Raw genomic sequence first — 24911 nt, forward strand, 5'->3', positions numbered from 1 at the left:
TGACTGCCGTCGCCCTGGAGGTCGGTAGCATTATCCGCTTCGGAGTACGGCGGTCCAGTCGCGTCGCGGAGTGATTTGCGATTGCGGCGGGCCGCCGCTTCGATTGTGGCAAAGTCGTTTTCAGAAGCGATTTCAATATCTAATGCGCAAATTGTGAGCCTAATTCTCCGCAGTCGTCCGGGGATCGCCGATCACAAGATGTCGCGTCCGAGCGCTTTGAGCAGAATCAGGACAAGCACCGCGGTTTCAGGAAAGACCCCGTAGTCCCACGTGCCTAGAAACCCTCACCAAGAGTTCGCGGCGCCCTGCGGCACCGGTACGGGCGCAAAAGAAGCGATGGCTTCACGCCGGGCGCGCAAATCGCCCCAGCGCCGCGAGTGCGAGGCCCCTGAAGCGAGCACTTCCAATGAGCAAACCGACCTCGCACAATTCTGCGCGTGAAAATCCTCCGGCCGCATCCGAGCCGAGCCAGGGCCAGTCGTCGACGACCGGGCGGCGCGCCGCTGATGCAGAGATGGCGCGTGTGCTCCACACCGAACCATTTCGCGTGGCATTGGACTCCTCCGGTGCCGGGATCGCCCACTGGAAACACGAACCGTTGCACGACGTCGTCGAGCCCATGAACCACCACGTCATCATGGCCTACAACGGCGCGATGCAGCACATGGAGCGGCGGTCAGGACGGTCCGTTGCGATCGGAACGTTTCGCCGCGGGGTCGTGATCATCATTCCCGAAGGATCGAGCTCCCGATGGGATATTCCGAAGCCTGTCGATGTCGTTCAGCTCTATCTCCCTCACACAACGCTGAAACGCGTCGCCGACGAAGCCGCGAGCGGCACATCGAGCGAACTCCTGGAGCGAACGGCGCATCCTGATCCCATCACGTCCCGATTGATCCTGAGCGCGGTCAACACGCTGGAGAGCAATGGGGCCCTGGACACGCTGTTCAGGCATCAGTTGATCGATCTCCTGGCGATGCGTCTCCTGGTTGCCCATACCGGCTCGCGAGCCCCATTCCAGCCGACCATCGGTGGGCTTTCGCCCAAGGTCCTGGCCCGTGCCATCGAACGCCTGCGCTCGGACAGCGATACCGACGTCTCCCTCGATGCCCTCGCCTCTGATGCCGGTCTGTCGCGCTTCCACTTCTGCCGCGCATTCAAGGAAAGCACCGGGCTCTCGCCTCACGCCTGGCTGCGCCAATACCGGCTCGAGCAGGCCATGAGCCTGCTTCGCGATACCGACGCATCGATCGCCCTGGTTGCGGCAGAGCTTGGTTATGCCTCGCAAACAGCCTTCGCCGCGGCGTTCAAGCGATTGAACGGCGAAACGCCGAGCGATTGGCGACGACGCGTGCGTTAGCGGCAATCGCTCCTCAGGTCCCGAAGTGCCTTCCGAACGCGAGACTGACTCCATGGACAAGCCCATCCTGCACGATCCTTTGGGGGCTCTGCTTGCCGCACCCGGTGCGCGCCACAGCGACTCGCCGAACGTCGAGCGGCGGCCTGCCGATGTGGAGATGGCGCGCATCCTCAAGACCGCGCCGCTCCAGATGGCTTCGGACCCCTCCAATGGCGGCATCGCGCATTGGAAGCACGGCGCTCTGCACGACGTCGTCGAGCCCATGACCGACCACGTCATCATGACGTACCCCACAGGCGTTCAGCGCCTGGAGCGGCGCGCCGGAAAATCGGTTGCGATCGGAACGGCCCGTTCCGGAGTCGTGACGATCATTCCGGCTGGTTCGAGCGCGAGATGGGATATTCCCGGTCCTGTCGATGTCGTCCAGTTGTACCTTCCGCACGCAACGCTCGAACGCGTCGCCCGCGAAGCCGACGCGCCCATTCCCGGTGATCTTCTGGAGCGAACCGGGCATCTCGACCCTGTCACATCCGGACTGCTGATGAGCGGGGCGGATGTGTTGGAGGGCAACGCGGTTCTGGATGCACTCTTCAGGCAGCGACTGACCGATATCATCGCCACGCGCATCCTGGCCGCGCACATCGGCGAGCCAACCGCCATCGAGCCGATCGTAGGCGGGCTGGCTCCCCATGCGCTGCGACGCGCGATCGAACGCTTGCGTTCGGACAGCGATTCCGACGTCTCTCTTGCGGCGCTCGCCTCGGACGCCGGCCTGTCTCGCTTCCACTTCTGTCGTGCCTTCAAGGAAAGCACCGGTCTTTCGCCGCATAGCTGGCTGCGCCAGCACCGGCTCGAGCAGGCCATGAATACGCTCCGCGACACCGACATCCCGATCGCCACGGTGGCGGCTGAGCTTGGCTATGCCTCTCAAACCGCCTTTGCCGCCGCATTCAGGCGATTGACGGGAGAAACGCCAAGCGATTGGCGACGTCGCATGCGCTAAGCAGCAATCACTCTGCAGGCAGAGCAATCGCTCTGGCGCAACCGCAGGTCCGCTCCGCTAAACGATCAGGGTGCCCTCGATCCAATAGACGGAGACGAACAATGACCTGGGAGAACTTCGTTAGTCCGGTCAAACTCGTGCCGCGACGAAGGATGGCAGCAAGCGCCATCATGTACGGACTTTCACTAGCCGTTCGCTTCACCTCGGCAACCGGCGAGGAAGTGGAAATTCCGGCGCAGTCCGTACACAACGCAAGTCCGGTGATGCCCGTCATCGACAGGGATGGCGGCCAGCTTCCGTACGCCGACTGGCGTCCGAACGCCATCGAGCCCATTTTCTTTCGTCACCGCTGGCCGCCGCCGATGGCTTCGATGCCAGGCTGCCCCTCTCCCTGAGAATTCGCGATCTCACTTCACGTTTTCGCGCCATCGACCTCGACGATCCGCCACGAGAGTGGCGGGGGCGATGACGCACCCATGCCCGGAAAGCTCAATCCACAGGAGATCATCAAATGCGACTCGTCATTATCGGCGCCGGCTTTGCCGGCATGTACGCCGCACTTTCCGCCGCGCGCCTGCGGGACATTCAGGGCGCTTCGCCCGAGCAACTCGAGATCGCGCTTGTCGCACCGGAGCCGACGCTCGTGGTCCGGCCGCGCCTCTACGAAAGCAAGCCCGAAACCCTGACGGCACCTCTGCAAGACGTGTTGAAGGCCATCGACGTCGTCTACGTGCAAGGCAGCGCCGGGACCATCGATACCAAGTCTCGTGCGATCGAGCTCGTCACGGCCGAAGGCGCGAAGCAGACTCTCTCCTACGATCGGCTGGTCGTTGCCACCGGCAGCCGGCTCTTCAGACCGAACGTCCCCGGCATTGCCGAGCACGCTTTCAGTGTCGACAAGCTCGACGATGCGATTGCGCTCGAGCGGCATCTCCATGATCTGGCCGATCGGCCTGCAAGGAACGGACGCGATACGGTCGTCGTGGCCGGCGGCGGGTTCACCGGTATCGAGACGGCGACGGAGATGCCGGCGCGGCTGCGTGCGGTCCTCGGCAAGAACGCCAAGACGCGCGTCGTCATCGTCGATCGCAACAGCACGATCGCTCACGATATGGGCGCAGATTCCCGGCCCGTCATTGAGGATGCGCTGCGCAAGCTTGGTGTGGAGACCCGCCTCGGCACCGGTGTCGCGTCGCTCGACAAGTCTGGCGTCACGCTTTCGAGCGGCGAACACATCGAGGCGGAGACCGTGATCTGGGCCGCGGGCATGCGCGCTGCTCCTTTGACCGCGCAGATCCCGGCCGAGCGCGACAATCTGGGCCGCCTCCTCGTCGACCGCGACTTGCGCGTCCCTGGTGTCGCCGGCGTCTTTGCCACCGGCGACGCCGCCAAAGCAGCGTGTGACGACATCGGCAACCACGCGCTGATGTCGTGCCAGCATGCCACGCGAATGGGCGCGTTTGCCGGCAACAATGCCGCTGCCGAGCTTTTGGGTGTCGCGACCAGGCCTTACCACCAGAAGGCCTACGCCACATGCCTCGATCTGGGAGAAGCCGGCGCGATCTTCACGCGAGGCTGGGATCGGAAGCTCGAGCTCGTCGGCGACGAGGCGAAGCGGACCAAGCAGCAGATCAATACCGTCTGGATCTATCCGCCCCGAGCGGAACGTGCGGCCGCGCTGGCCTCCGCCGATCCGGAGCACGTCGGCGAGGTCTAGCTGCCTCACGCGAAACCGGGCCGCGCCGACCGTGCGCGGACCCGGCCCGATCACCCCATACCAACCGGAGCCGACCATGATGAAACTCGAGACCGTGCGCGCGAGCGCGTTCGCCATGCCGCTGACCAGCCCGGCTTTCCCGCCTGGCCCCTATCGCTTCATCAATCGCGAATACTTCATCATCCAATACCGGACAGATCCCGAGGCACTGCGCCGGATCGTGCCGGCACCACTCGAAATCACCGAACCGGTGGTGAACTACGAGTTCATCCGAATGCCGGACTCGACCGGATTCGGCGACTACACCGAAAGTGGGCAGGTCATTCCGGTGTCCTATCAGGGCAACGCCGGCAGCTTCGTCCACCAGATGTTCCTCAACGATCATCCGCCAATTGCGGGCGGGCGCGAGCTCTGGGGCTTTCCCAAGAAGCTGGCGCAGCCGAAACTCGAGGTCGAGACCGACACGCTGGTCGGTACCTTGAACTACGGCTCGGTCCGCATCGCGACGGGCACGATGGGCTACAAGCACCGGGCCCTCGACGCCGCGGCCGAAGCAAAAAGCTCGCCGCAGCGAATTTCCTGCTCAAGATCATTCCGCATGTCGACGGCACGCCGCGCATCTGCGAGCTGGTGCGCTTCCATCTCGAAGACATCACCGTGAAGGGCGCCTGGACTGGGCCGGCTGCGCTCGACCTGTACTCGCACGCCCTCGCTCCCGTCGCCGAGCTGCCGGTCCTCCAGGTGCTCTCGGCCAAGCATATCGTTGCCGACCTGACGCTGGGGCTCGGCACCGTGGTCCACGACTACCTGGCCCCGAGCGAAATCGTGCGGCGGCGCGGATCCTCCGAAACCCTGGTCGACGCGAATGCCGGCTGATCGACATCATCCGTACCATCGGGAGTCCTCAAAATGCTGAACGTGATGCGCGAGCAAACCAATCCTGTGCCGCAGCGGAGCAATTCGCTGCCCTACGATGTCGTCGCCCTGGTGCTGCAAGGCGGCGGCGCACTCGGCGCCTATCAGGCAGGAGTCTATGAAGGCCTGCACGAGGCCGGCATCCGGCCGAACTGGCTGGCCGGCATCTCGATCGGTGCGCTCAACGCCGCGATCATCGCGGGCTCGCCCGAGGACGAGCGTGTTGCGCGGTTGCGCGAGTTCTGGGAAACCATCTGCGCGTTTTCGATCGAGTGGCCCGCCGGCGAAGGGCTCGCCAACGCCCTGCCCTTTGCGTTCGACATCAACTCGGTACGCAACGCGATGGCGGCGGCGCGGGCCTTGATCCAGGGTCAGCCTGGCTTCTTCAAGCCACGCTTCCCCTCCCCGCTCTGGTCACCGTTCTCGGGCGACTCCGCGACCAGCTTTTACGATACGGCACCCCTGCACCGGACGCTGGAACGGCTCGTCGACTTCGACCGGCTGAACTCGGGCGACGTGCGCGTCAGCGTCGGCGCGGTCAACGTCCGCACCGGCAACCTGACCTATTTCGACACCGCCGAGCGCCGGCTGGGACCGAAGCATTTCATGGCATCGGGTGCGCTGCCGCCGGGCTTCCCCGCCGTCGAGATCGAAGGCGAGCACTATTGGGATGGCGGCGTGGTTTCGAACACGCCTTTATCTCGCGTGCTGTCCGGCGAGCCGTGTGACACGCTGACGTTCCAGATCGATCTCTGGTCGGCCAAGGGCCACGTTCCCCACGACATGATGGAAGTGTCGAGCCGGCAGAAGGACATCCAGTATTCGAGCCGCACACGCGCCGTGACCGACCAGGTGCTGCGGATGCAGAAGATGCGTCAGGCCTTGCAGCGCACGATTGCGAAATTGCCGGACGCCGCCAGGCACGATCCCGAGATCCGCGCGATCGCGGAGATGGCGCGCCATCGTTGCTACAACATCGTGCACCTGATCTATCAGACCAAGATCCACGAGGGCCATTCGAGGGATTACGAGTTCGGGCTGAGCGCGATGCGCGCTCACTGGCAGAGCGGACTGGACGATATCCGCCGCACGCTGGCCGATCCGCGACGCCTGGACCCGCCGGCTCCCGAGCTCGGCATCGTCACCCACGACGTCCATCGCCGCGACTGAATCTCACCGCCCACCTCGTTTCGGAGAATACCATGTCTTCCATTTCCTATGCTCCCGAGCAGGACGCCAAAACCAGCCTTCGGCCATCCGGGCAGGCGATCAAGCGAGCCGCCCTCGCCTTGGCACTGGCCCTGGGCGTCGTCGCCGCAGCCGAGTTCGGCCACCACTATCTCACCATCGGCCGCTATCTGGAGACCACGGACGACGCCTACGTGAAGGCGGATTCCACGATCATCTCGCCGAAAGTGTCGGGCTATATCGCGCAGGTCCTGGTCGGCGACAACGAAGCGGTGAAGGCCGGCCAGTTGCTGGCAAAGATCGACGATCGCGATTTCCGCGCCGCGCTCGATCAGGCCGGCGCCGACGTCGCCGCATCCGACGCCGCTGTCCGCAATCTCGATGCACAGCTTGCCCTGCAGCAGCCGATCATCGAGCAAGGCACGGCCGATGTCGCTGCCGCCACGGCCAATCTGAAATTCGCGCAGGAAGAGCAGGTCCGATACGACGGGCTGATGAAGACGGGCTCCGGCACGGTGCAGCGCGCGCAGCAGACCGATGCGGCGCTGCGCGCCGTCGCCGCGCAATTGCAGCACGCCAAGTCGGGCCTGCTCGCGGCCGAGCGCAAGGTCGACGTGCTCTCCACCGAACGCGCCAGGGCAGTCGCGCAGCGGGACCGCGCCCGCGCGGTCGAGCAGCAGGCGGCATTGAACCTCTCCTACACCGGCATCATCGCGCCGGTCGACGGCACCGTCGGTGCGCGCTCGCTCCGGGTCGGGCAGTTCGTCCAGGCCGGTACGCAGCTGATGGCCGTCGTCCCGCTCGATGCCGTGTACATCGTCGCCAATTTCAAGGAAACCCAGCTCACCCATGTGCGCGGCGGCCAGCCCGTCGAGCTGACCATCGACAGCTTCCGCAGCACCAGACTGCGCGGCCATGTCGACAGCCTGTCCCCGGCAAGCGGCCTCGAGTTTGCGCTGCTACCGCCCGACAACGCGACCGGCAACTTCACCAAGATCGTACAGCGCATGCCGGTGAAAATCGTCCTCGACGACCGCAGCCTGACCGGCCTGCTCCGTCCCGGCATGTCGGCCGAGCCGACCATCAACACCAAATCGGCGGCGATCGCCGAACGCGAAAGCAAGAAGCGCCTCGCATCGCGCCGCCCCGAGCCTCGCAGTTGAATGAACACGCGTCCCTGGCGGTTGTCTCCTCCCCGGACAGTCCGTTCAGGCAATGCTTCTCTCGCAAGCGACGAGCAGACAACCATGACCACACTGCAACCGGCCATCGATGCCGTGCCCGCCGGCGAAGGCGAGCGGTCCGTCACCACACCGGCTCCGGCGGTCTCCGCCAAGACCTGGATCGCCATCGCCGGCGCCACGCTCGGCGCCTTCATGGCGGTGCTCAACATCCAGATCGTCAACGCTTCGCTGGCTGACATCCAGGGCGCGATCGGGGCCGGTATCGATGATGGCGGCTGGATCTCGACCTCCTACCTGATCGCCGAGATTGTGGTGATCCCGCTGTCCGGCTGGCTCGCGCAGGCGTTCTCGATCCGCATCTATCTCCTGACCAATGCGACGTTGTTCCTGGTGTTCTCCGCGGCCTGCGCGCTGGCGCAAGACCTGTCGCAGATGATCGTCTTGCGCGCCGTGCAGGGCTTTACCGGAGGCGTGCTGATCCCGATGGCGTTCACGCTCATCATCACGCTGCTGCCAAAGGCGAAGCAGCCGATCGGGCTGGCGCTGTTTGCGATCTCCGCGACTTTTGCGCCCGCGATCGGGCCCACCATCGGCGGCTATCTCACCGAGAACTGGGGCTGGCAGTACATCTTCTACGTCAACCTCGTGCCGGGCGCGGTCATGATCGGCTTGCTGTTCGTCTCGCTCGAGTCGCAGCCGATGAAGCTGTCGCTGCTGCGCGAGGGCGATTGGGCCGGGATCGCCACCATGGCGATCGGCCTCGCCGCGCTGCAGACCGTGCTCGAGGAAGGCAACAAGGACGACTGGTTCGGCTCGCCGTTCATCGTCAAGCTGTCGATCGTCGCGGCGATCGCGCTGTCGGCCTTCCTGTGGATCGAGCTGGCGGCAAGGAAGCCGCTGCTGAACCTGCGCCTCCTGGCGCGTCGCAATTTCGGCTTCGGTATCCTCGCCAATTTCCTGCTCGGAATCGCGCTCTATGGCTCGGTCTTCATCCTGCCGGTCTATCTATCGCGCATCCAGGGCTACAACGCCGAACAGATCGGCATGGTGCTGGCGTGGACCGGGCTGCCGCAGCTGTTGCTGATCCCGCTGGTGCCGCAGCTGTTACGGCGCTTCGACGCGCGGCTCATCATCGGTGTCGGCTTTGCGCTGTTCGCAGCCTCCAACTTCATGAACATCTCGATGACCAACGACTACGCCACCGACCAGCTGTTCTGGCCGAACGTCGTCCGCGCCTTCGGTCAGGCGCTGGTGTTCGCCCCGCTGTCGGCTGTCGCGACATCGGGCATCGAGGCGGAGAACGCGGGTTCGGCCTCGGGCCTGTTCAACATGATGCGCAACCTCGGCGGCGCCGTCGGCATCGCGCTGCTGCAGACGCTGCTCACCAAGCGCGAACAATATCACTCCAACGTGCTGATGCAGTCGGTCTCGCTGCTGGAGCAGGCCACACAAGCCAGACTCGAGAAGCTGACGCAGTATTTCATGAACCACGGCGTGACCGATCGCATCGACGCCGCCCACCGCGCCTATGTCGCGATCGGCAAGATCGTGCAGAAGCAGGCCTTCATCCTGGCTTTCGGCGACATGTTCTATCTGCTCGGTGTCGCGCTGATCGTCGCACTCGCCGCCTCAATGATGCTGAAGAAACCCGCCCAGATCGAGGCCGGCGGCGCCCACTAGTCCCCCACCCCACCTGACGTCGAAAGGAACTCCCATGTTGAAGGATAAGGTCGCTATCGTCACCGGATCGACCAGCGGTATCGGGCTCGGAATCGCCAAAGAGTTGGCAAGGCTCCGCGTCAACCTCGTGTTGAACGGCTTCGGCGACCCCGGCGAGATCGAATCCATCCGCAGCGGGATCGAACGCGAGCACGGCGTGCGCGTCGTCTACGATGGCGCCGATATGTCGAAGAGCGATGCCGTGCGCCGATTGATCGCCGCGACAATCGAGACGTTCGGACGCCTCGACATCCTCGTGAACAATGCCGGCATCCAGTTCACCGCGCCGGTGGAAGAATTTCCGTCGGCCAAGTGGCATGCGATCCTGGACATCAATCTGTCGGCCGCGTTTCACGGCATCGCGGCGGCGGTGCCCCAGATGAAGGAGCAGCGCTGGGGCCGGATCGTCAACATCGCCTCGACCCACGGCCTCGTCGCATCGACGCACAAGGCCGCCTACGTCGCCGCCAAGCACGGGTTGATCGGCCTGACCAAGGTGGTTGGCCTGGAGACCGCCGGCAGCGGCGTGACCTGTAACGCAGTCTGTCCCGGCTGGGTGCGGACGCCCTTGGTGGAAAAGCAGATCAGCGACATCGCCGCACAGAAAAACATCAGTCAAAAGGACGCCGCCCAGGCACTCTTGGGCGAGAAGCAACCGTCGTCCGAGTTCGTCTCTCCGGAGCAGCTTGGAGGGACAGTAGCGTTCCTGTGTTCGCCTGCGGCGGACCAGATCACGGGCACCGCGATCGCGGTCGATGGCGGATGGACGGCACAGTAGCCGGCAGTCGGCCGATGCAAATGGCCTGATCGTGCTGGCCGCCGCCGTTGCCGTCAACGGCGGCTCGTTTCACTGGACACAGTTGTTGGCCGTGACGACGGTTCGGCAGAAATCGAGAATGAACCGGCCATGGAGAGCACCGGATCCTGGATCTGAAGATGCCAGGCGATAGGAGTGGCCGAGAGCACGGGCGATCTCCAGCACGCCCGTGACTTCATGGTACGTCATCGCCAGGTGAATGCCGGCCAGCGGCAGCATCAGGACCTGAATGCCAACACTGCTCATGACGGCCCCGCTTCGGCGCGAGGCAGCGGCAGGAATTGCGCAAGATAGGCGCTCCTCCATTGATAAGGCGTGTCGCCGACGAAACGCTTGAACACCGTCGTAAAATGCGCCTGAGTCTGGAATCCGACGGTCAAGGCGACGTCGACGAGCGAGACGTCGGCGCGCCTCAGCAGTTCCTGGGCGCGTTCGATCCGCCGATTCAGCAGATAGTCGTGAGGCCGCATGCCGACGGCCGCGCGGAACTGCGCGGCAAAGTGCATGCGGCTGAGGCCGGCGACCGCCGCCAGTTGCTGCAAGGTGATCTTGCCAGCCAAATTCTCGTCGACATATTGCAGCACGCGCTTGAGGCGCCATTTTTGCAACGACCGCACAGACCGGCAGCGCTCGTCGTCGGCCTGATCGGTCTCGTTGCGCTCGACGGCCGTCGGCCGGCTAGCCCTGCGGGTCAGGATGGCAAGACGCAGGGCGTCCGCAAGGATGGCGGAGTGAGGATGATGGGCCGCTTCGGTTGCCGCGAGCGCATCGGAGAGGCTTCGCATCACCGGATCCGGGAACTCGCCTGCATCGGCCTCCTGGTCGGTCTCGACGGGGACGCGTGCGAGGCGCTTCGCCGATACCCTGAAGCTTGGCCCGTCGCCGGCGGATCTCCGCACACCCGGCGGGCGAGTTTCGATGGCCAGGGCCACATCGAGGTGAACGAGGGAAAGCGTCATCGCCTTTTCGCCGGTGCGATCCGGACGTTCCGCAAGGCCGGACTGCCGACCATCGATGGCCGAGACGCCGATCGAGCCGACGACATGATCCTTCGCGCCTTGCGGGTGTGACATCTGTAGCGACATCGTCGAACTCCTTGTCCCATTTTCGATCCGGCGAAGCCCAATGGCTCGTCCGAATGTGGGAGCAGAGTAGTTCGGTGGTCCCCGCGCTCCATTCTACGCGCGGGTGTACCGGATAGGTTCTCGGGGTGATCGCGTCATACCTAGGTATGACCGCGGCGCCACTGGCCGCGTGGACGTCCGGTTCGCAGCGATGGTGGAACTGGTCTCGCCCTGCGGTAAGTTGACGCGCTCGCCAATGGTCGGAAAGTCACGCAAAACCCTGTTTTGCCGGGGAATGTGCCTCATCAGCACGCGCGCGGGATCGAACCGCGGCAACGTCTTTCAAGAGAGCACGAAAATCATGTTGCCGCATGTTGTCGGCACGATCAAATCGCGGCATCAACGTGACCGAAAATGAGCAGAGCGACAACCAGCGACGATGACCAGTCTTGATCGGGCCACGGGTTCATCCATGAGCCGCGACGGCTTGCGGTTCTGGTCTGCTGTCCTCACCTTCGCCATTTTCCTGGTTGACGTGCTGACACCCCTCGAGGGCGCGGTTGCGGTTCTATACGTCATTGCGATTCTGCTCGCGGCGAGGACGAACCGGCGTAACGACATCATCGTCGCCGCGGTCGGCTGCAGCGTCCTGACCATAGCCGCCTATCTGCTATCGCACGATGTCGAGGTGGTCGCCTCGCCCGCTCTTCGCGCGCTCATGAGCCTCGCCGCCATCGGGATCACGACCTTGCTGGCGCTTCAGAATCACTCGGCGACGAAGCGCCTCGCGGCGCAGGCGCGCCTGCTCAATCTCTCGCATGACATGATTTTCGTCAGGGATCGCGGCGGCGTGATCACGTTCTGGAACAGAGCCGCGGAACAGGCCTATGGCTGGTCGGCCGACGAGGCTGTCGGGCAACACGCCGACGCGCTGCTGAGAACCAAATATTTTGACCGGCGAGAGGACATCGAGACCGGCCTGCTCGACACCGGCCGATGGGAAGGCAGGCTAGAGCAGCGGACGAAGGCCGGCAGCGCACTCGCCGTCGATGCAAGATGGGCGCTCCAGCGCGACCATCTCGGCAAACCCGTTGGAGTCCTTGAAACACACACCGACGTCACGGACCGCGTGGCGGCACACAACGCGCTGGTGCAGAGCGAGCAGCGATATCGCCGAATGTTCGACGCAAGTCGAGTCGGCGTCATCGAGGAAGACTGGAGCGCAGTTCGAACCGCGCTGAACTCGCTGGAGACTGGAGACGTCGGCCTGCGGGACTATCTTGCAGCAAACCCCGAATTCGTGCGGCATGCCCGCCGGCTCGCCAGTATCACCGACGTCAATCCGGCCCTCCAGAAGATGGCGGGAGCAAGCGGTTCTGCGGCTTTCATCGCGAGCGTGGACAGGCTTCTGGGCGAGAACGACCGCAGTTTCCTCGGCGCGCTGGTTGCATTCGCGGAAGGAGAACGGTTCCACGAAGGCGAGACCGATCTCGTGAGCTTCGACGGGCGCAAGGTTCCCGTCCTGTTTACGATCAGCTTTCCGGCCGAGCCCCACGGAGATCGCAACGTGCTCGCTTTCGTCATCGACATCACCGAGCGCAAGCAGGCACAAGATGCGCTGCTCGCGGCGCAGGCGGAGCTGGCGCATGCCGCGCGCGTCGCCACCCTCGGCGAGTTCAGCGCGTCCATTGCCCACGAGGTGAATCAGCCTCTGGCAGCGATCGTCACCAGCGGCGAGGCTGGCTTGCGGTGGCTACGCCGCGACGTGCCCGATCTCAAAGAGGTTGCGACGACGATCGGTCACATCGTTGCTCAGGGTCGCCGCGCCAGCGAGATCGTGACGCGGATCCGGACTTTCCTGAAGAAGGCCCCGCCCCAGCAGGATCTGCTGCAGATCGACGAGATCATCGAGGAAGCGACCCTTCTGATCGAGCGCGAACTCGTCAAGGACGACATCGCCCTCATCGTCAAGATGGAGCATGGCCTGCCGCCGGTTCGCGGCGACCGGATCCAGCTTCAGCAGGTCCTGGTCAATCTTCTAATCAATGCCGGCCAGGCCATGTCAGGCCGGCCCGGTTCGCACACCGTCACGCTGCGCGCCGGAACCGTCGACGGTGAAAACCTTGCCATCACGGTTCAGGACAGCGGTCCGGGCATCCAACCTGACGACCTGCCGCGCCTGTTTGATCCGTTCTTCACCACCAAGGATGGCGGCATGGGTATGGGACTTGCGATCTGCCGAACGACGGTGGAAGCTCACGGCGGCCGATTGTCCGTGGAGAGCCCTCCAGGCTCGGGCGCAACATTCCACCTGACACTGCCATTTGGCCAAGAACTCGCCTTGCCATGACACGACCAAACCAAGCGCAACCGCCGGCCCAATCCTCCAGTGCAGTCGTCATCATCGTTGATGACGACGCGAGCATTCGGGCCTCGCTCGACAGCCTGTTCCGATCCGTCGGCCTCGAGACATGCCTTTTCGGCTCTCCGGCCGAGCTGCTTGGCGGCGTCATGCCCGACGGACCGGCCTGCATCGTGCTGGACGTCCGGCTGCCGGGCGTGAGCGGCCTCGACCTCCAGGGTCAACTGACCCGCCAGGGCATCAGATATCCGATCATCTTCATGACCGGTCATGGGGACATTCCAATGTCGGTGCGCGCCATGAAGGCCGGCGCCGTGGATTTCCTGTCCAAGCCGTTTCGCGATCAGGACATGCTCGACGCCGTGACCGCAGCGCTCGAGCGCGATGCGCAGCGCCGCGCGGAAGCCGCGACGAAGGAAGATATCCGCCTCCAATATGAGAGCCTGACGGCGCGCGAGCGCGAGGTGATGGGCCATGTGACCGCCGGCTTGATGAACAAGCAGGTGGCAGGCCTGATCGGCCTCAGCGAGATCACCGTCAAGATCCACCGCGGCAACGTCATGCGCAAGATGGAGGTCCGGTCTCTGGCCGACCTCGTTCGCAAGGCCGAAGCGCTCGGGATTTCCCAGAACCGAAAGACTACGGACCAAACCTGAGTATAATTTCGGCGGGACTGCCGCACGGTGCATAAGGCGCCATCGGCCGCCCAATGGGAGATATCCTCCCTGCGGAACACAGCGGTCAGGATGTGTGCCAATGGCCAAAACCCCGGTGATTGCGATCGTGGACGACGACGAAGGCGTGCGCGCGTCGCTGGCGAGCCTGGTGCGTTCGCTCGGCTATGAAGCCCACGCCTACGAGTCCGGCGTCGCCTTCCTGCAGGAACCGGCGGGAGAAGATCCAGCCTGCATGATCGCCGACGTTCAGATGCCGGTCATTACCGGCGATGAATTGCAGGCGCGCCTGGTTGCCTCCGGCCGCCATTTCCCGATCATTTTCATGACCGCTTTCCCGAGTGAACCCGTGCGCCAGCGCGTCATGGCGGCCGGCGCGCATTGCTATCTCGGCAAGCCATCCAGCGGCGACGAGATCATCCGCCGCCTCGAAGAGGCGCTGGCAGGCCACGCGCCGCAATAGTCGGGCTCCAGCTCGGGCAAACTGCGTCTTCCCGGCGTGCGTTCCCGAAAGCAGGTTGTTGGACCGAAAATACGGCCGGCACAGCTCATGCTCCCCTTTGATTTCGCGACGCCGGCAGGCCGCGCGCTTTGCCGCGCATGGAGGGAGCACAATTGCCAGGGGACGCCACCAGCGCTGACATCCGCCCGCGGTTCTTCGCCGGCTTCCCGGTGAGTTCCTGGGCGTTCGCGCTGCGCGTCCTGCTGGCAATGCTCCTCGCACTCTATGTCAGCTTCTGGCTCGAGCTCGAATCCCCCACGTCGGCAGCCATCACGGTGGCAATCCTGGCGCTGCCCACGCGCGCGCAGGGCATGGAAAAGGCGGGCTACCGGCTGCTCGCAACCGTCATCGGCGTGATCGCATCGATCGCCATCGCCGGCACCTTTTCCCAAACCGGCGCGCTGCTGCCCGCAGTGTTGGGCATCTGGGTCGGACTTTGCGTCTACGTCGCCGGGATGCTGGACGGCAATCGCGCTTATGCGGCGGCTCTCAGCTGCATCACCGTTGCCCTGATTGCCATTCAGCAGATCGACAGCCCGTTGCAGGTGTTTCCGACCGGCGTCGCCCGCGGCGCCGCCATCGCCATCGGCGTCCTCGCGGTCGCTCTGGTCAACGAGGTGCTCGCCGCGCCGGACTATCATCCGGTTCTGGCGATCCGCCTCGAAACACTGCATCGCCGGGTCACGGAGTTCGCGGAACGCGCCGTCCGCGGTGAAGCTTCATCCGCAACCGCTGCTGCGGACATGTTGCGCGATGTCGCGACCCTGCATCCGGAGATCGCGAGCCTCGTCACGGAGTCGATCAGCGGCCCGGCCAGAACCGCAGCTGCACGCTCCGCGATGGTAGGCCTCGTGAGCGAGCTGGCGCTCGCCCGTACGCTTGCCGCGCTGCCGGCCGCATCCGCGACGTCCCGGGACGACCGAAACCCCGGTGCCTCCGGCCAGGTCACGATCTGCCGGACCCATCTGCGCGATGAGATCATCCGCAGGAATGCAGGCGTGCGCGACAGTCTCGAGGCACTGCGGGCCGGAGACTATCCACTCCGGCAATGGCGCGCGCCGCTTTACCGCTCGCCTCGCATTGCAGCGGAGGCCGGCGTCAGGGCCGCGATCCACTTCATCCTCATTGCAATCATCTTCATAATGGCGGGATGGCCGACCACCGCGCTCTGCCTCTCGCTTGTCGCGGTCATCATCGGCCTGAGCGCGACGGCTCCGGATCCGCGCGCCTTCACGACACTGGCGGTTTTTGCCATGCCGATCGCATGCCTGCTCGCCGGCATCCTGAAATACCTCGTCTTCAACGGCGTATCCGAGTTTCAACTGCTGGCGATCGGCCTTGCGCCTCTCGTGATCGGCGCAGCGCTGCTGATCACGCTGCCGAGCGGCATCCTGCCGCCGCTCGGCCGGCTCTCCCTCGTGTTCACGCTTGTCATTCTCGCACCGAGCAATCCGCAGAGCTACGACCCCGACGTATTCCTTGTGACGTGTCTGTTTGCCCAGCTTTCCTCGGTTCTGGTCTTCGCGGCGCAGCTCCTGCTGCCGTCCTTGTCCGGCGAACGGAGGATCCGGCTGCTGCTGGACGAGGCCTATCGCGAGCTGAGCCGCCTCGATTCCGGGCGAGCCCGGCATCTCGCGCCGGAGGAAGCCGCGTTTCGCGATGCCGCCCGGATCGAGCAGATCCTGACGGCGAAGGGCGCCACGGCACCTCCCCCTCAGGTCGTCGCGGAAGCGCTGCGCTGCTTCGACGAGGCCGTGGTGCTGCGACGTTGCCATGCCGAACTGGACCGCCTGGCCGAGACCTCACTCGGCGAGGCGGTGCGTGCCGCGCGAGCCGCGCTCACCCTACGCGATGGGGGCGCAATCCTGACTGCGGCCGAGGCGCTGCGCCAGACGGCTGCCCAAGAGAACCTGTCCATCGAGCCGGTGCTCGCCGCGCTCGTTCCGGCCAGCATCGTCTTCGAACCATCGCAGAGTTTCGCCGGTTCCGGCCAGGGGACGCATCCGTGACGAACACTTATCGTGAACTCGTCGTGGGTGGCGTGTTGATCGCCCCGATCGTGTCCTATGCGGCAACGGCGCTGCTCGCATTCCTGCTGCTCCGCCCGGTGCTGCGCTTCGTCGGATTTACAAGATTCTTCAGCAACCCGTCGCTGGCCGAGCTGTGCCTCTACGTGTCGATCTTCGGCCTGCTCGCGCTCTTTTGCTAAGGAGAAAGCCATGGACGCGGCTCTGCCTCGAGATGCGGCTTTTCCGCCCCACCCCGAATCTTCAGCCGAAGCACGGACGGACGCAGCCGATGCCGTCGCGTGTTCCAGCCCGACGGAGGCCGCCGCGCGCGCGACCAGCAACCGCGCCGCGAACGACGGCAAAGCTCCCCGGCAGGCGACGCCATTGATGCGGTCGCTGCGCAAGGCCACCGGACGGTTCATGGCCGGCGTCGGCAAGCATTTCGCCACCCTTGCCATCGCCCTGGTCGCCATCCTGATATCGGTTGCAACCTGGCAGCACTATGTCACTGCACCCTGGACGCGCAATGGCAGCGTACGCGTGCAGGTCGCCAATGTCGCGCCGCAGATCGCGGGCAAAATCGTGGAGCTGCGGGTGGCCGACAACCAGTTCGTCCACAAGGGTGACGTGCTCTACGTCATCGATCCCTTCGACTTCGACGTAGCCGTCCGCATCGGCAAGGCCCTCGTCGACCAGCGGGCGGCGGACCTCGAGGTCAAGCAGGCCGAGTTCGACCGGCGCCGGCGTCTGTCCGACCTCGCGACCACGCCAGAGGAGCAGCAGATATTCGCCGGCAATGCCTCGCAGGCGAAGGCCGCCTACGCAGCGGCCGCTCACCAGCTTGCACAGGCGGAATTGAACCTGAAGCGCACCAATGTGCTCAGCCCCGTCGACGGCTATGTCACCAATCTCCTGCTACGTGTCGGCGACTATGCGCTGACCGGCGTCACCAACGTCTCCATCATCGATTCCAGCAGCTTCTGGATCGACGGTTATTTCGAGGAAACCAAGATGGCGCATGTCTGCGTCGGCGATCGCGTCGAGGCACAGCTCGTCGGCTACTCCAAGCCGATCCTGGGACACGTGAAAACCGTGACCCGTGGCATCAGCGCGTCAAACGCCGCGGCGGGCACGCAGGGTTTGCCCAGCGTGGACCCGATCTACACCTGGGTGCGGCTTGCGCAGCGCATACCGGTTCGCGTCGCCATCGACACGGTGCCGCCGGGCGTGCCGCTGGTCTCCGGCATGACGGCCACGGTGACCATCCGGCAGCCCAATGCGGTCGATCGCCAGACCTGGTCTCATCGGCTCCGCACGACCTTCGTGGACCCTATATTCGATGTGTTCGGCGCAGGAGATCCGCCCCGCCCCAACTGCCTCCAATCCCCATCCCAGCAGCCTCCCGAGGTGTCAACGCTTCCCTACGCGCGGGTGCCCGCAATTCCGTCGGCGGAGAAGATCGCGCCCGGCCTCACCCCCGGCATCGATGCCTCGCCACGCCTTCCCTGAATCCGGTCAGATCGCCCGACCTGAAGAGAGCCGCATCGCGCCGCAACATCGGAGCTCACAGCGCAGGCCTTTGATTCTTCGTGCTTAATTCGGAGTTTTGCGACGTTCCGACGCACCTGCAGCTTTCGCAAAATCTAACACGATTTCAGCAACTCTAACGGGCCTTGTGGCGGCTTCAGACATATCGTTCGAGCGTCAACCAGTGGCATTCAGCAGCCGTCACGGCGGCAGCGGAATCCAAAAGACGGGACGAACGATGCTCACCGATATGCAAGCGGCCGGCGCCCGATTGACACATCAACCCGGCGCCCGCGAACCGGATTTCTCTCAGGGGGCACGCGCATTCCCCCACGAACGAAAATGGCGCCAGCCCGAGCAACGCGTCGCGCGCGAGGACATCACGATCTCGCGCTTTACCTACGCGCAGACGGCCGCCAGGCGCGAGGACGCAACGACGCCTCCCGACCGGTATTTCTTCGCCATCGCCCTGAAGAGCACACGTCTCAAGCTGACCAGAGGCAGTCAGACCATTTTCGACGGCGCCATGCCGGCGGGCACGCTCTATGTCGGCGCACCGTCGAAGCCGCTCCGCGCGCAGTTTCTTGCGCCGTGCGATTTCCTGCACTTCCACATCTCGGCCAATTGCTTTCCATCTCCACAGCAGGGAACGGAGCCACTCGCGCCCGAATGCCTGAACGATCTCCTTCTGTTGCGCGACCCGTTCGCCGAGCAGCTCGCAAAGGCGCTGACCGAGCAAGGCCACTCGGCCGATCGCGAATTTGCGTGCTGCATCGCCCAGACGCTGGTGATGCACGTCGCTCGGCGCGAGCCCCCGCGAACGAAAGTCAACGCCTTGCCGAAATGGCGGCTCCGACGCGTCGAGGAGTATGTCAAGGCGCGCTTCGACCACTCCATCAGCCTGTCCGACCTCGCCGGCGTCGCGGGATTGTCCCGGATGCACTTCGCAGCGCAGTTTCGCGCGGCGACTGGATACCGGCCGCGCGAGTATCTCCTGCAACAGCGCATCGAGCATGCAAAGTCTCTCCTGTCGAATACCGAGACGCCGCTGGTCGAGGCGGCGCTGGCCGTCGGTTTCTGCACGCAGGCGCATTTCTCGACCGTCTTCAAACGTCTGACAGGCGACACGCCGGCACGTTGGCGATGCACCAGCCGGAACGCGCTGGCGTCACCCAGGCTCGCTGAATGCGACCCGGTTCCGTCACGCGAGCCGGTGTCTCATGTCCTGCCGGCGGACCTTCGTGAATCATGCGAAATGAGAAACAGCGTGGGGACGTGAAATACTTTGCACGCCGGATCGGCGACGCTGGCAGTGTTAGTGACTGAGACCCCCAAGTCACGGCTCGAGCCTTCTCCTCCCAGGCATGCGAGCATTGGGCCGTCCTCCCCACAAGGACGGCCCCTTTTTTTGCCTCGCCGCACGTCGATCCGGAGCGCGCCGTCCGTCGGATTCCGGAACGAAGTGTTGCCATTTCAGTCGCTGAGATGCCGCGCAAGCCAGTTACGCACGCCCTGGAGACTCCTGAAATCGTCCAGCGCCCGCACCGGAAGGCCGGGCTCGATGCTCGCAACCATCCGGCTCAGCGCATGTCCCGGTCCAAATTCGAGAAATGCCGTGGCACCCGCTTCGAGACAGCTTTGCAGGCAATTTCCCCACTGCACGGTTTGCGAGATCTGCGCGGCGAGCTTGTCGTGGCCCGTCTCGGCGGAGACGACCGAACCGCCATCGATGCCGCTCAGGATGCGCGCACCGGCGGCCGACGGGAACGCCACCGGCGCCGACCGCAAGACTTCGCGAAACACGACCGACGCCTCGGCGAGCCGTCCGGTGTGGGAGGCAACCCGAACCGGCAAATCGACGATCCTTGTGGCGCGCATCGCCCTCGCCTCTCCGGCAATCCCGTTCAATGCCTCCCGGCCACCACCGATCACGAAGGCATCGCCTGGATTGACGATGGCGATCGCCGCGCCGTGGCGTTCGCAAAGCCGGGTCATATCGTCATGTGAAAGGCCACGGACAAAGATCAGCCCGTCACCGGCGCAGGTGGCGGCGTCCATCGCTTCCGCGCGGCGCACAGCGAGGTCGAGCGTGAGGACCGGTTCGAACAGATCTCCCACGCCCCATGCCGCCACCTCACCGACGCTGTAGCCTGCGATGATGGCGCCATGTGGAATGATGTCCCTGAGCCCGGCAGCGGCGGCCAGTGCCTGCAACGTGCATAGAATCTGGCCGGACCGGTTGCGATGCAGAGCCTCGTCAGATTCGCTGCGCACGAAATCGCGCGGATCCCAGCCGCCCAGCAACGTTGCCGCGTGTGCAAACAGGTGCGTCGCTTCCGGCGCATCGCCCGTCAGGGCGAACATGTCCCGATGCTGTCCGCCTTGTCCCGAGCACAGGATCGCAAGTGTCATGATTGCCGCCTAGTGCGGAAAGAGCACGGCGATCGTGACCGCGATGGTCGCGACGCTGAATCCAGTGCTCGAAATGACCATCGATCCGACCGCGGCCGAGTCCAGCCGGTAGTTGACCGCAAACAGGATGCCGAAAAAGCCGGAAGGCACCGCAGCCAGCAGAATGGCCGTCCTCGCTGTGTCGGGAGCGATTGGAATGACGTGAGTGACTGCAACGGCCGCGAGCGGCCGAACCATGTCCGCGGCCACGGTTGCGGCCGCGATCTTCCAGTTCAGGCGGAACGACTGTGCCGACAGGATGGCTCCGGTCAGGAACAGCGCGACGCCGGCGGCCGAACTCCCGATCAGCGCGAGGCACGCGTGAGCTAGCGCGTTGAGGCTCAGATCCGACACCGAAAACAGGATGCCGAACACGGGCGCGAGCACCACCGGCTTGATGATCGCACGCCCCACTGCCGTCAGCATCTGCCGCGCCGCCAGTTCCTCGCCACGGGCCCTGGCGGCGTCCATTTCCGCCATGATCAGGGTCACCGGGCTGATGAGGACCGAACCGGTCGCCAATGCGACGGCGACCGGAACGGCGCCCGCCTGTCCCGCGACGGATGTCAGGATTGGAAGACCGACGCCGGCAAGATTTGGAAAGCCAACCGTGAGTGCCTGAATCGACGCATCGGGCCGCGACGCCTTGAACAACCTGCGCGCGGCAAGATACCAGGCGGCATAGAGCAACGACATCGTTATGCCGAGCACCAGAAAGAGCGGAACCTGCTCGATCATCTCGCTGCGCGACGCCGAGGCGGTCGCAGCGAACAGCGACGCCGGCACGGCGAAATCCATCACGAGTGCGTTGAGAGCATCGACATGGAGATTGTCGACGACATGAAACCTTCCGGCGGTGTATCCCAGCAGCAAGACGAAGAACACCGGCACCAGCGCCATCAGGATTGCATTGGACATCATGACCTCGGGGCGTCGTGGGCATCGACGAAGAGTGACATCGCAAGCAGGTCAGCCGAGCCACCCGGACTGAGACGACGGGCGACGAAGCTTTCATGGACCCATCGCGCGCTGACGCGCCAGCCGGGAGCGCGCACGCCGCCGGCGTCGATGAAGCGACGTGCCGCGCGACGCGCAAAGCGAAGCCCCTCGAGCCCGCCACGATGCAATAGATTCGTGTCTTCCACGGACGCAATCAGGGCAAAGCACGCTTCGACCCGAGCCGCTTCCGCGTCTTCGGCCGTGGCAGGCATTGTTCTCCGCAGGGCCGGCAAGCCGATCCGGTAGACGCTGGGAAACCCGCTGGCCGCCTCGATACGGGCTCCGCCTGCGCGAAAGCGGCGGCGAGCAACGCTGCCATGGCTGTGCAGCAGCACCGGACCGTGGAGTATGCTGGCGCCCCAGAGGCGTGCCACGACGTCGCCGAGCGGACGTGCCGGATCGACCAGCCCGCCGGCTCTCGCACCCGCCGCCGCGCACAACAGGCCAAGGCCGAAGATCGCGCCGCGATGCGTATTGACGCCCGAGGTCGCCTCGAGCATCGCCCGCTCGGCCTCCAGGCCGATGACCCGCAACACTCCCATGCCGCAGCCGAGCGCGCCCGCTTCGGCAAGACTTTGAAGGTAAGGCCTGATGGCCGCAGCGCTGCGACGAAACGTGCCGGCATCCATGTCGACGTGACTACCATTGTCGACATGGCTCACGAGCCCCGGCTTGGGCCAGGTTTCCAGCTCCATGGCGAGGCAATCGGCAGCGAAGCCGCCGATGGCCCGGATACCGGACGGCATTTGCCCCCGGCTGGCAACAAGCGGTTCGATGTTTCGCGCGGCCGCTGTGATCATGATCCCATCGCTCCCGAAATGAATCGATCCCTGTCGAGCAGGACCACGCCCCCGATGGTCTTGACCAGAAGCTGGTCCGTGCCGGCATGGAATTCGCGCCAGTTCACCGCTGCACCATCCGCGCGCATCAATTCGCCATCGAGCCGCATCGGCGCATCGGCCTCGATCGCAGCCACGTCGGCGGCGAGCCGATCCAGATCGGTTTCGCGGCGGAACGCGCACAGCACATCGAGGTCGGAACGAGCGGTCACGTAATCGAGCCCGGTCAGCGACTGCCATGCGAGGCTGCCGAACACGCGCACGTCCACCGAATGACGAAGCGCGAGCTCGTCGAGCCGATCGAGCGTCGGCCACCAGTTGCGCGGCGCCGAGGCGCGCACCTGCCGCAGCGCGGGCGGCCTCGCGACCGAGGTGACGTGGTCGATATCCGCGAGAAACGACAGCCGCTTCTTGCCGGCGGAGGGCGGCAACGGCAGGCCGAGCGCAAGGCCGGTCGCTTCGCAAGGCAGAGCGCGCCGCCTGATCGTCGGCCATCCCATTTCGGACCAGCGCGAAACCAGCGGGTCGGCTGCGAGATCGCCGCGCACCCCGATCATCGCGCGCCAACCAAGCGGGCTGACAAAGACGAGGTCGTGGCGACCGGCCGGCGGTTCACCGGGTTTGCAGGGCGAGATCACGAACGCGCTCCGCGATATCGGCGGCCTTCGGCCGGCCACCGCGCTCCTTGCCGAGCGCATCTCTTCGATCCCGCGCAGCCGGCATGTCGGCGAGCAGCGCCTCCAGCTGGTCTGCGAGCGAGGTGGCGTCGCTCCATGTCATATGAACGGCACCCATCTGCTCGAGATTGGAGAGCCCCGGCGCGAACACCGGCGTCGATTTGGCCTTCTCCTCAAGAGCGGTCATCGACAATTTGGTGACCTTCGCCATCGACGGCAGATCCATCACCGCGGGAGAGGCGCCGGGCAATCCGACCAGCACGCGCGTCGCAAGGCCCGTCGCAAGCAGGGCCCCCGCCGCCGAGTGGCCGTAGAGAAGACCGATGGTTGGGCGACCGTGCATGTCCGCGTGGATCAGCACTTTCGCCAGATGCGCCAGGAATTCATTGAGCCCGAGCAACTCGTCACGCTTGCTCATGCGCTGGCTGTCGCTGTCGACGAGCACCAGGATCGGCCCGCTCCCCCGGTCGATCGACTCCAGGACGTGCGCGGAAAGTCTGATCGCCTCGTCGACGCCGAGCGCAGTCCGATCCGCAACACCAATCACGAGTATCCTTCCGCCGGACCGCAGTGTCGCCGCGCCGGCAAGGACGCCATTATCGTTCCTGACCTCATGGCCGTCGGGAAACAGCGAGGCGAGAATGTCATCGAGCGTCACGGCTGCTCCTCCCGATCCTGCTAGCGAGTGCAATAAACTGGTCGGCCGGCAATTCCGGAACCGTTTCCGCGTGCGCAACACCTTCCACCGTCCAGATATCGACCGCGTCCTGGCAAGTGCCGAAGCGGCGCAACCTGTCGGCCAGACGCCCCTGCTCCGCCCTGAGCCGGTCGAGGCCGAAGGGGCCGATCAACCCGATCAGCTCGAGTGCGGCCTCGCGAAAATCCTGCACGGTATCATCGGCGAAGACGTCGGCTGCGCCGAGCAGCCGCCGGTGCTTGCCGCCCATGGTGCGCCAGACCAGGGCGCGATCACGGGAGTCGAACTCCTCGACGCCGCGATTGGTCTCGATCACCTCGGGGCCCGAAACCGCGATCCGTCCCGCCTCCGATACGGCGAGCGCGGAGCAACAGCCCGCGATCAGACCGCCGCCGCCATAACAGCCTGAGCGCCCGCCGATCAGGCCGATGACCTTCACGCCGGCACTGCGCGCCTCCATCACCGCGCGCATGATCTCGGCGATGGCGAGCTCACCGGCGTTGGCTTCCTGCAACCGGACGCCGCCGGTATCGAGCAGCATCAGGACGGGGATCGATCCGATCTCGCGCGCTGCGCGAAGCAGACCCGTCAGTTTGGCGCCGTGCACCTCGCCGAAGGCGCCGCCCATGAAACGTCCTTCCTGCGCGGCGACGAACACCGGCGCGCCGCCGAGCCGGCCATGGCCGACGACGATGCCGTCATCGAACTGCTCGGGAAGGCCGAATATCTCCAGATGCGGACTGACCTCGCGCTGTTCCGGCCCGATGAACTCGACCAGGCTGCCGGCATCAAGCAGCAGATCAAGCCTCGTCCGCGCCGATGCCTCGTTGAAGCTTGTGCTGCGGGCCCGTTCGGCCGGGGCGACGTGCTGGAGCGGCGCGGTCATCGGTCGCTCCCCGCGATCAATCGCACCGCCTGCGCCAACCGAAGCGAGACCGTGTCGGGGCGCGCGCCGCCGTCATTGATGGAGAATTTCAGCCCTCCGGGCGAATAGCGCTCGACGAAATCGCCAATGACGGCGCTCCAGACTTCGCCGAAGCCCATCGCCGCGGTTTTGATCTCGACCGCGCATTCCGCATCCGGCAGGACGCGCTCGACCAGCACTTCCAGATTGCCCGACGCGACCACGCCCACGATCGCGCTCTGCCTGATGCCGCCCGCGCGCTCGCGAACCGGGTGATGAAAGCTGAGATCTTCCATGGCCTGT

General features: G+C 65.0%; 24 protein-coding genes and 1 pseudogene. 16 read left to right on the forward strand and 9 right to left on the reverse strand.

The features are described from left to right. The first annotated feature begins 406 nt into the window (after positions 1–406). The 9 genes and pseudogenes from BJ6T_RS30050 (at position 407) to BJ6T_RS30085 (ending at position 9864) form a co-directional block, all read left to right on the forward strand. The gene (locus tag BJ6T_RS30050; protein WP_028169644.1) at positions 407–1360 is read left to right on the forward strand and encodes a helix-turn-helix domain-containing protein; all 954 of its coding nucleotides are present in this window, start codon (positions 407–409) and stop codon (positions 1358–1360) included. Between the two features lie 52 nt (positions 1361–1412). Further along, positions 1413–2363: a helix-turn-helix transcriptional regulator gene (locus tag BJ6T_RS30055; RefSeq protein ID WP_028169643.1), complete on the forward strand. Its 951-nt coding sequence runs from the start codon at positions 1413–1415 to the stop codon at positions 2361–2363. Positions 2364–2464: 101 nt separating this feature from the next. Further along, the gene (locus BJ6T_RS43985; RefSeq protein ID WP_014496314.1) at positions 2465–2758 is read left to right on the forward strand and encodes a hypothetical protein; all 294 of its coding nucleotides are present in this window, start codon (positions 2465–2467) and stop codon (positions 2756–2758) included. Positions 2759–2874: 116 nt separating this feature from the next. Further along, a complete protein-coding gene (locus tag BJ6T_RS30060; RefSeq protein ID WP_014496315.1) occupies positions 2875–4080 on the forward strand; it encodes an NAD(P)/FAD-dependent oxidoreductase in 1206 nt (401 codons plus the stop codon). Positions 4081–4159: 79 nt separating this feature from the next. Beyond that, a pseudogene (locus BJ6T_RS30065) lies at positions 4160–4956 on the forward strand (acetoacetate decarboxylase). Positions 4957–4989: 33 nt separating this feature from the next. Further along, complete coding sequence (locus tag BJ6T_RS30070; protein WP_014496318.1) at positions 4990–6165, forward strand: DUF3734 domain-containing protein; 1176 nt, start codon at positions 4990–4992, stop codon at positions 6163–6165. A 32-nt stretch (positions 6166–6197) separates the two neighbouring features. After that, complete coding sequence (locus BJ6T_RS30075; RefSeq protein WP_014496319.1) at positions 6198–7346, forward strand: HlyD family secretion protein; 1149 nt, start codon at positions 6198–6200, stop codon at positions 7344–7346. 84 nt (positions 7347–7430) lie between these two features. Next, on the forward strand, positions 7431–9047 hold the full coding sequence (locus tag BJ6T_RS30080) for an MDR family MFS transporter (RefSeq protein WP_014496320.1): 1617 nt from the start codon (positions 7431–7433) through the stop codon (positions 9045–9047). 34 nt (positions 9048–9081) lie between these two features. Then, positions 9082–9864, forward strand: coding sequence for a 3-hydroxybutyrate dehydrogenase (locus BJ6T_RS30085; protein ID WP_014496321.1), 783 nt, complete (start codon positions 9082–9084; stop codon positions 9862–9864). 69 nt (positions 9865–9933) lie between these two features. Here BJ6T_RS30085 and BJ6T_RS30090 read toward each other — a convergent pair whose 3' ends face one another. Both BJ6T_RS30090 and BJ6T_RS30095 read right to left on the reverse strand, forming a co-directional pair. Continuing rightward, entirely contained in the window at positions 9934–10149 is a 216-nt protein-coding gene (locus tag BJ6T_RS30090; protein WP_014496322.1) for a hypothetical protein, read from the reverse strand. Next, positions 10146–10988 (reverse strand): AraC family transcriptional regulator, encoded by an 843-nt coding sequence (locus tag BJ6T_RS30095; protein WP_014496323.1) that lies wholly within the window; start codon positions 10986–10988, stop codon positions 10146–10148. Before BJ6T_RS30095 ends, BJ6T_RS30090 begins: the two co-directional genes overlap by 4 nt. 451 nt (positions 10989–11439) lie before the next feature. Between BJ6T_RS30095 and BJ6T_RS30100 the strand changes: the two genes are divergently transcribed. The 7 genes from BJ6T_RS30100 to BJ6T_RS30130 all read left to right on the forward strand — a co-directional run bounded on the left by BJ6T_RS30100 (position 11440) and on the right by BJ6T_RS30130 (position 19320). Beyond that, positions 11440–13317, forward strand: coding sequence for a PAS domain-containing sensor histidine kinase (locus BJ6T_RS30100; RefSeq protein ID WP_225894978.1), 1878 nt, complete (start codon positions 11440–11442; stop codon positions 13315–13317). Beyond that, positions 13314–13985 carry a response regulator transcription factor gene (locus tag BJ6T_RS30105; protein WP_014496325.1) on the forward strand — a complete coding sequence of 224 codons (672 nt, stop codon included), beginning with the start codon at positions 13314–13316 and terminating at the stop codon, positions 13983–13985. Before BJ6T_RS30100 ends, BJ6T_RS30105 begins: the two co-directional genes overlap by 4 nt. 100 nt (positions 13986–14085) lie before the next feature. After that, complete coding sequence (locus tag BJ6T_RS30110) at positions 14086–14466, forward strand: response regulator transcription factor (RefSeq protein WP_014496326.1); 381 nt, start codon at positions 14086–14088, stop codon at positions 14464–14466. A 137-nt stretch (positions 14467–14603) separates the two neighbouring features. Further along, positions 14604–16514: an FUSC family protein gene (locus BJ6T_RS30115; RefSeq protein ID WP_043900266.1), complete on the forward strand. Its 1911-nt coding sequence runs from the start codon at positions 14604–14606 to the stop codon at positions 16512–16514. Continuing rightward, positions 16511–16714 (forward strand): DUF1656 domain-containing protein, encoded by a 204-nt coding sequence (locus tag BJ6T_RS30120; protein WP_014496328.1) that lies wholly within the window; start codon positions 16511–16513, stop codon positions 16712–16714. The genes BJ6T_RS30115 and BJ6T_RS30120 overlap by 4 nt, the downstream gene beginning before the upstream one ends. A 10-nt stretch (positions 16715–16724) precedes the next feature. Continuing rightward, the gene (locus BJ6T_RS30125; RefSeq protein ID WP_014496329.1) at positions 16725–18023 is read left to right on the forward strand and encodes an HlyD family secretion protein; all 1299 of its coding nucleotides are present in this window, start codon (positions 16725–16727) and stop codon (positions 18021–18023) included. Between the two features lie 256 nt (positions 18024–18279). Continuing rightward, on the forward strand, positions 18280–19320 hold the full coding sequence (locus BJ6T_RS30130; protein WP_014496330.1) for a helix-turn-helix domain-containing protein: 1041 nt from the start codon (positions 18280–18282) through the stop codon (positions 19318–19320). A gap of 194 nt (positions 19321–19514) precedes the next feature. On the opposite strand, the gene BJ6T_RS30135 is transcribed toward BJ6T_RS30130, so the two are convergent. Genes BJ6T_RS30135 through mdcC form a run of 7 tightly spaced genes read right to left on the reverse strand, consistent with a single transcriptional unit; the run spans position 19515 to position 24904 of the window. Next, complete coding sequence (locus BJ6T_RS30135) at positions 19515–20453, reverse strand: acyltransferase domain-containing protein (protein ID WP_014496331.1); 939 nt, start codon at positions 20451–20453, stop codon at positions 19515–19517. Between the two features lie 9 nt (positions 20454–20462). Beyond that, complete coding sequence (locus BJ6T_RS30140) at positions 20463–21413, reverse strand: AEC family transporter (protein ID WP_014496332.1); 951 nt, start codon at positions 21411–21413, stop codon at positions 20463–20465. After that, the gene (mdcB, locus tag BJ6T_RS30145) at positions 21410–22291 is read right to left on the reverse strand and encodes a triphosphoribosyl-dephospho-CoA synthase MdcB (RefSeq protein ID WP_014496333.1); all 882 of its coding nucleotides are present in this window, start codon (positions 22289–22291) and stop codon (positions 21410–21412) included. Before mdcB ends, BJ6T_RS30140 begins: the two co-directional genes overlap by 4 nt. Continuing rightward, positions 22288–22968, reverse strand: coding sequence for a malonate decarboxylase holo-[acyl-carrier-protein] synthase (mdcG, locus tag BJ6T_RS30150; RefSeq protein ID WP_028169640.1), 681 nt, complete (start codon positions 22966–22968; stop codon positions 22288–22290). Before mdcG ends, mdcB begins: the two co-directional genes overlap by 4 nt. Next, a complete protein-coding gene (gene mdcE, locus BJ6T_RS30155; RefSeq protein WP_014496335.1) occupies positions 22943–23665 on the reverse strand; it encodes a biotin-independent malonate decarboxylase subunit gamma in 723 nt (240 codons plus the stop codon). Before mdcE ends, mdcG begins: the two co-directional genes overlap by 26 nt. Continuing rightward, positions 23652–24590 (reverse strand): biotin-independent malonate decarboxylase subunit beta, encoded by a 939-nt coding sequence (locus tag BJ6T_RS30160; protein WP_014496336.1) that lies wholly within the window; start codon positions 24588–24590, stop codon positions 23652–23654. Before BJ6T_RS30160 ends, mdcE begins: the two co-directional genes overlap by 14 nt. Beyond that, entirely contained in the window at positions 24587–24904 is a 318-nt protein-coding gene (mdcC, locus tag BJ6T_RS30165) for a malonate decarboxylase acyl carrier protein (protein WP_014496337.1), read from the reverse strand. Before mdcC ends, BJ6T_RS30160 begins: the two co-directional genes overlap by 4 nt. Between the last annotated feature and the right edge of the window lie 7 nt (positions 24905–24911).

The sequence above is a fragment of the Bradyrhizobium japonicum USDA 6 genome (assembly GCF_000284375.1).
Taxonomy (GTDB): Bacteria; Pseudomonadota; Alphaproteobacteria; order Rhizobiales; family Xanthobacteraceae; genus Bradyrhizobium; species Bradyrhizobium japonicum.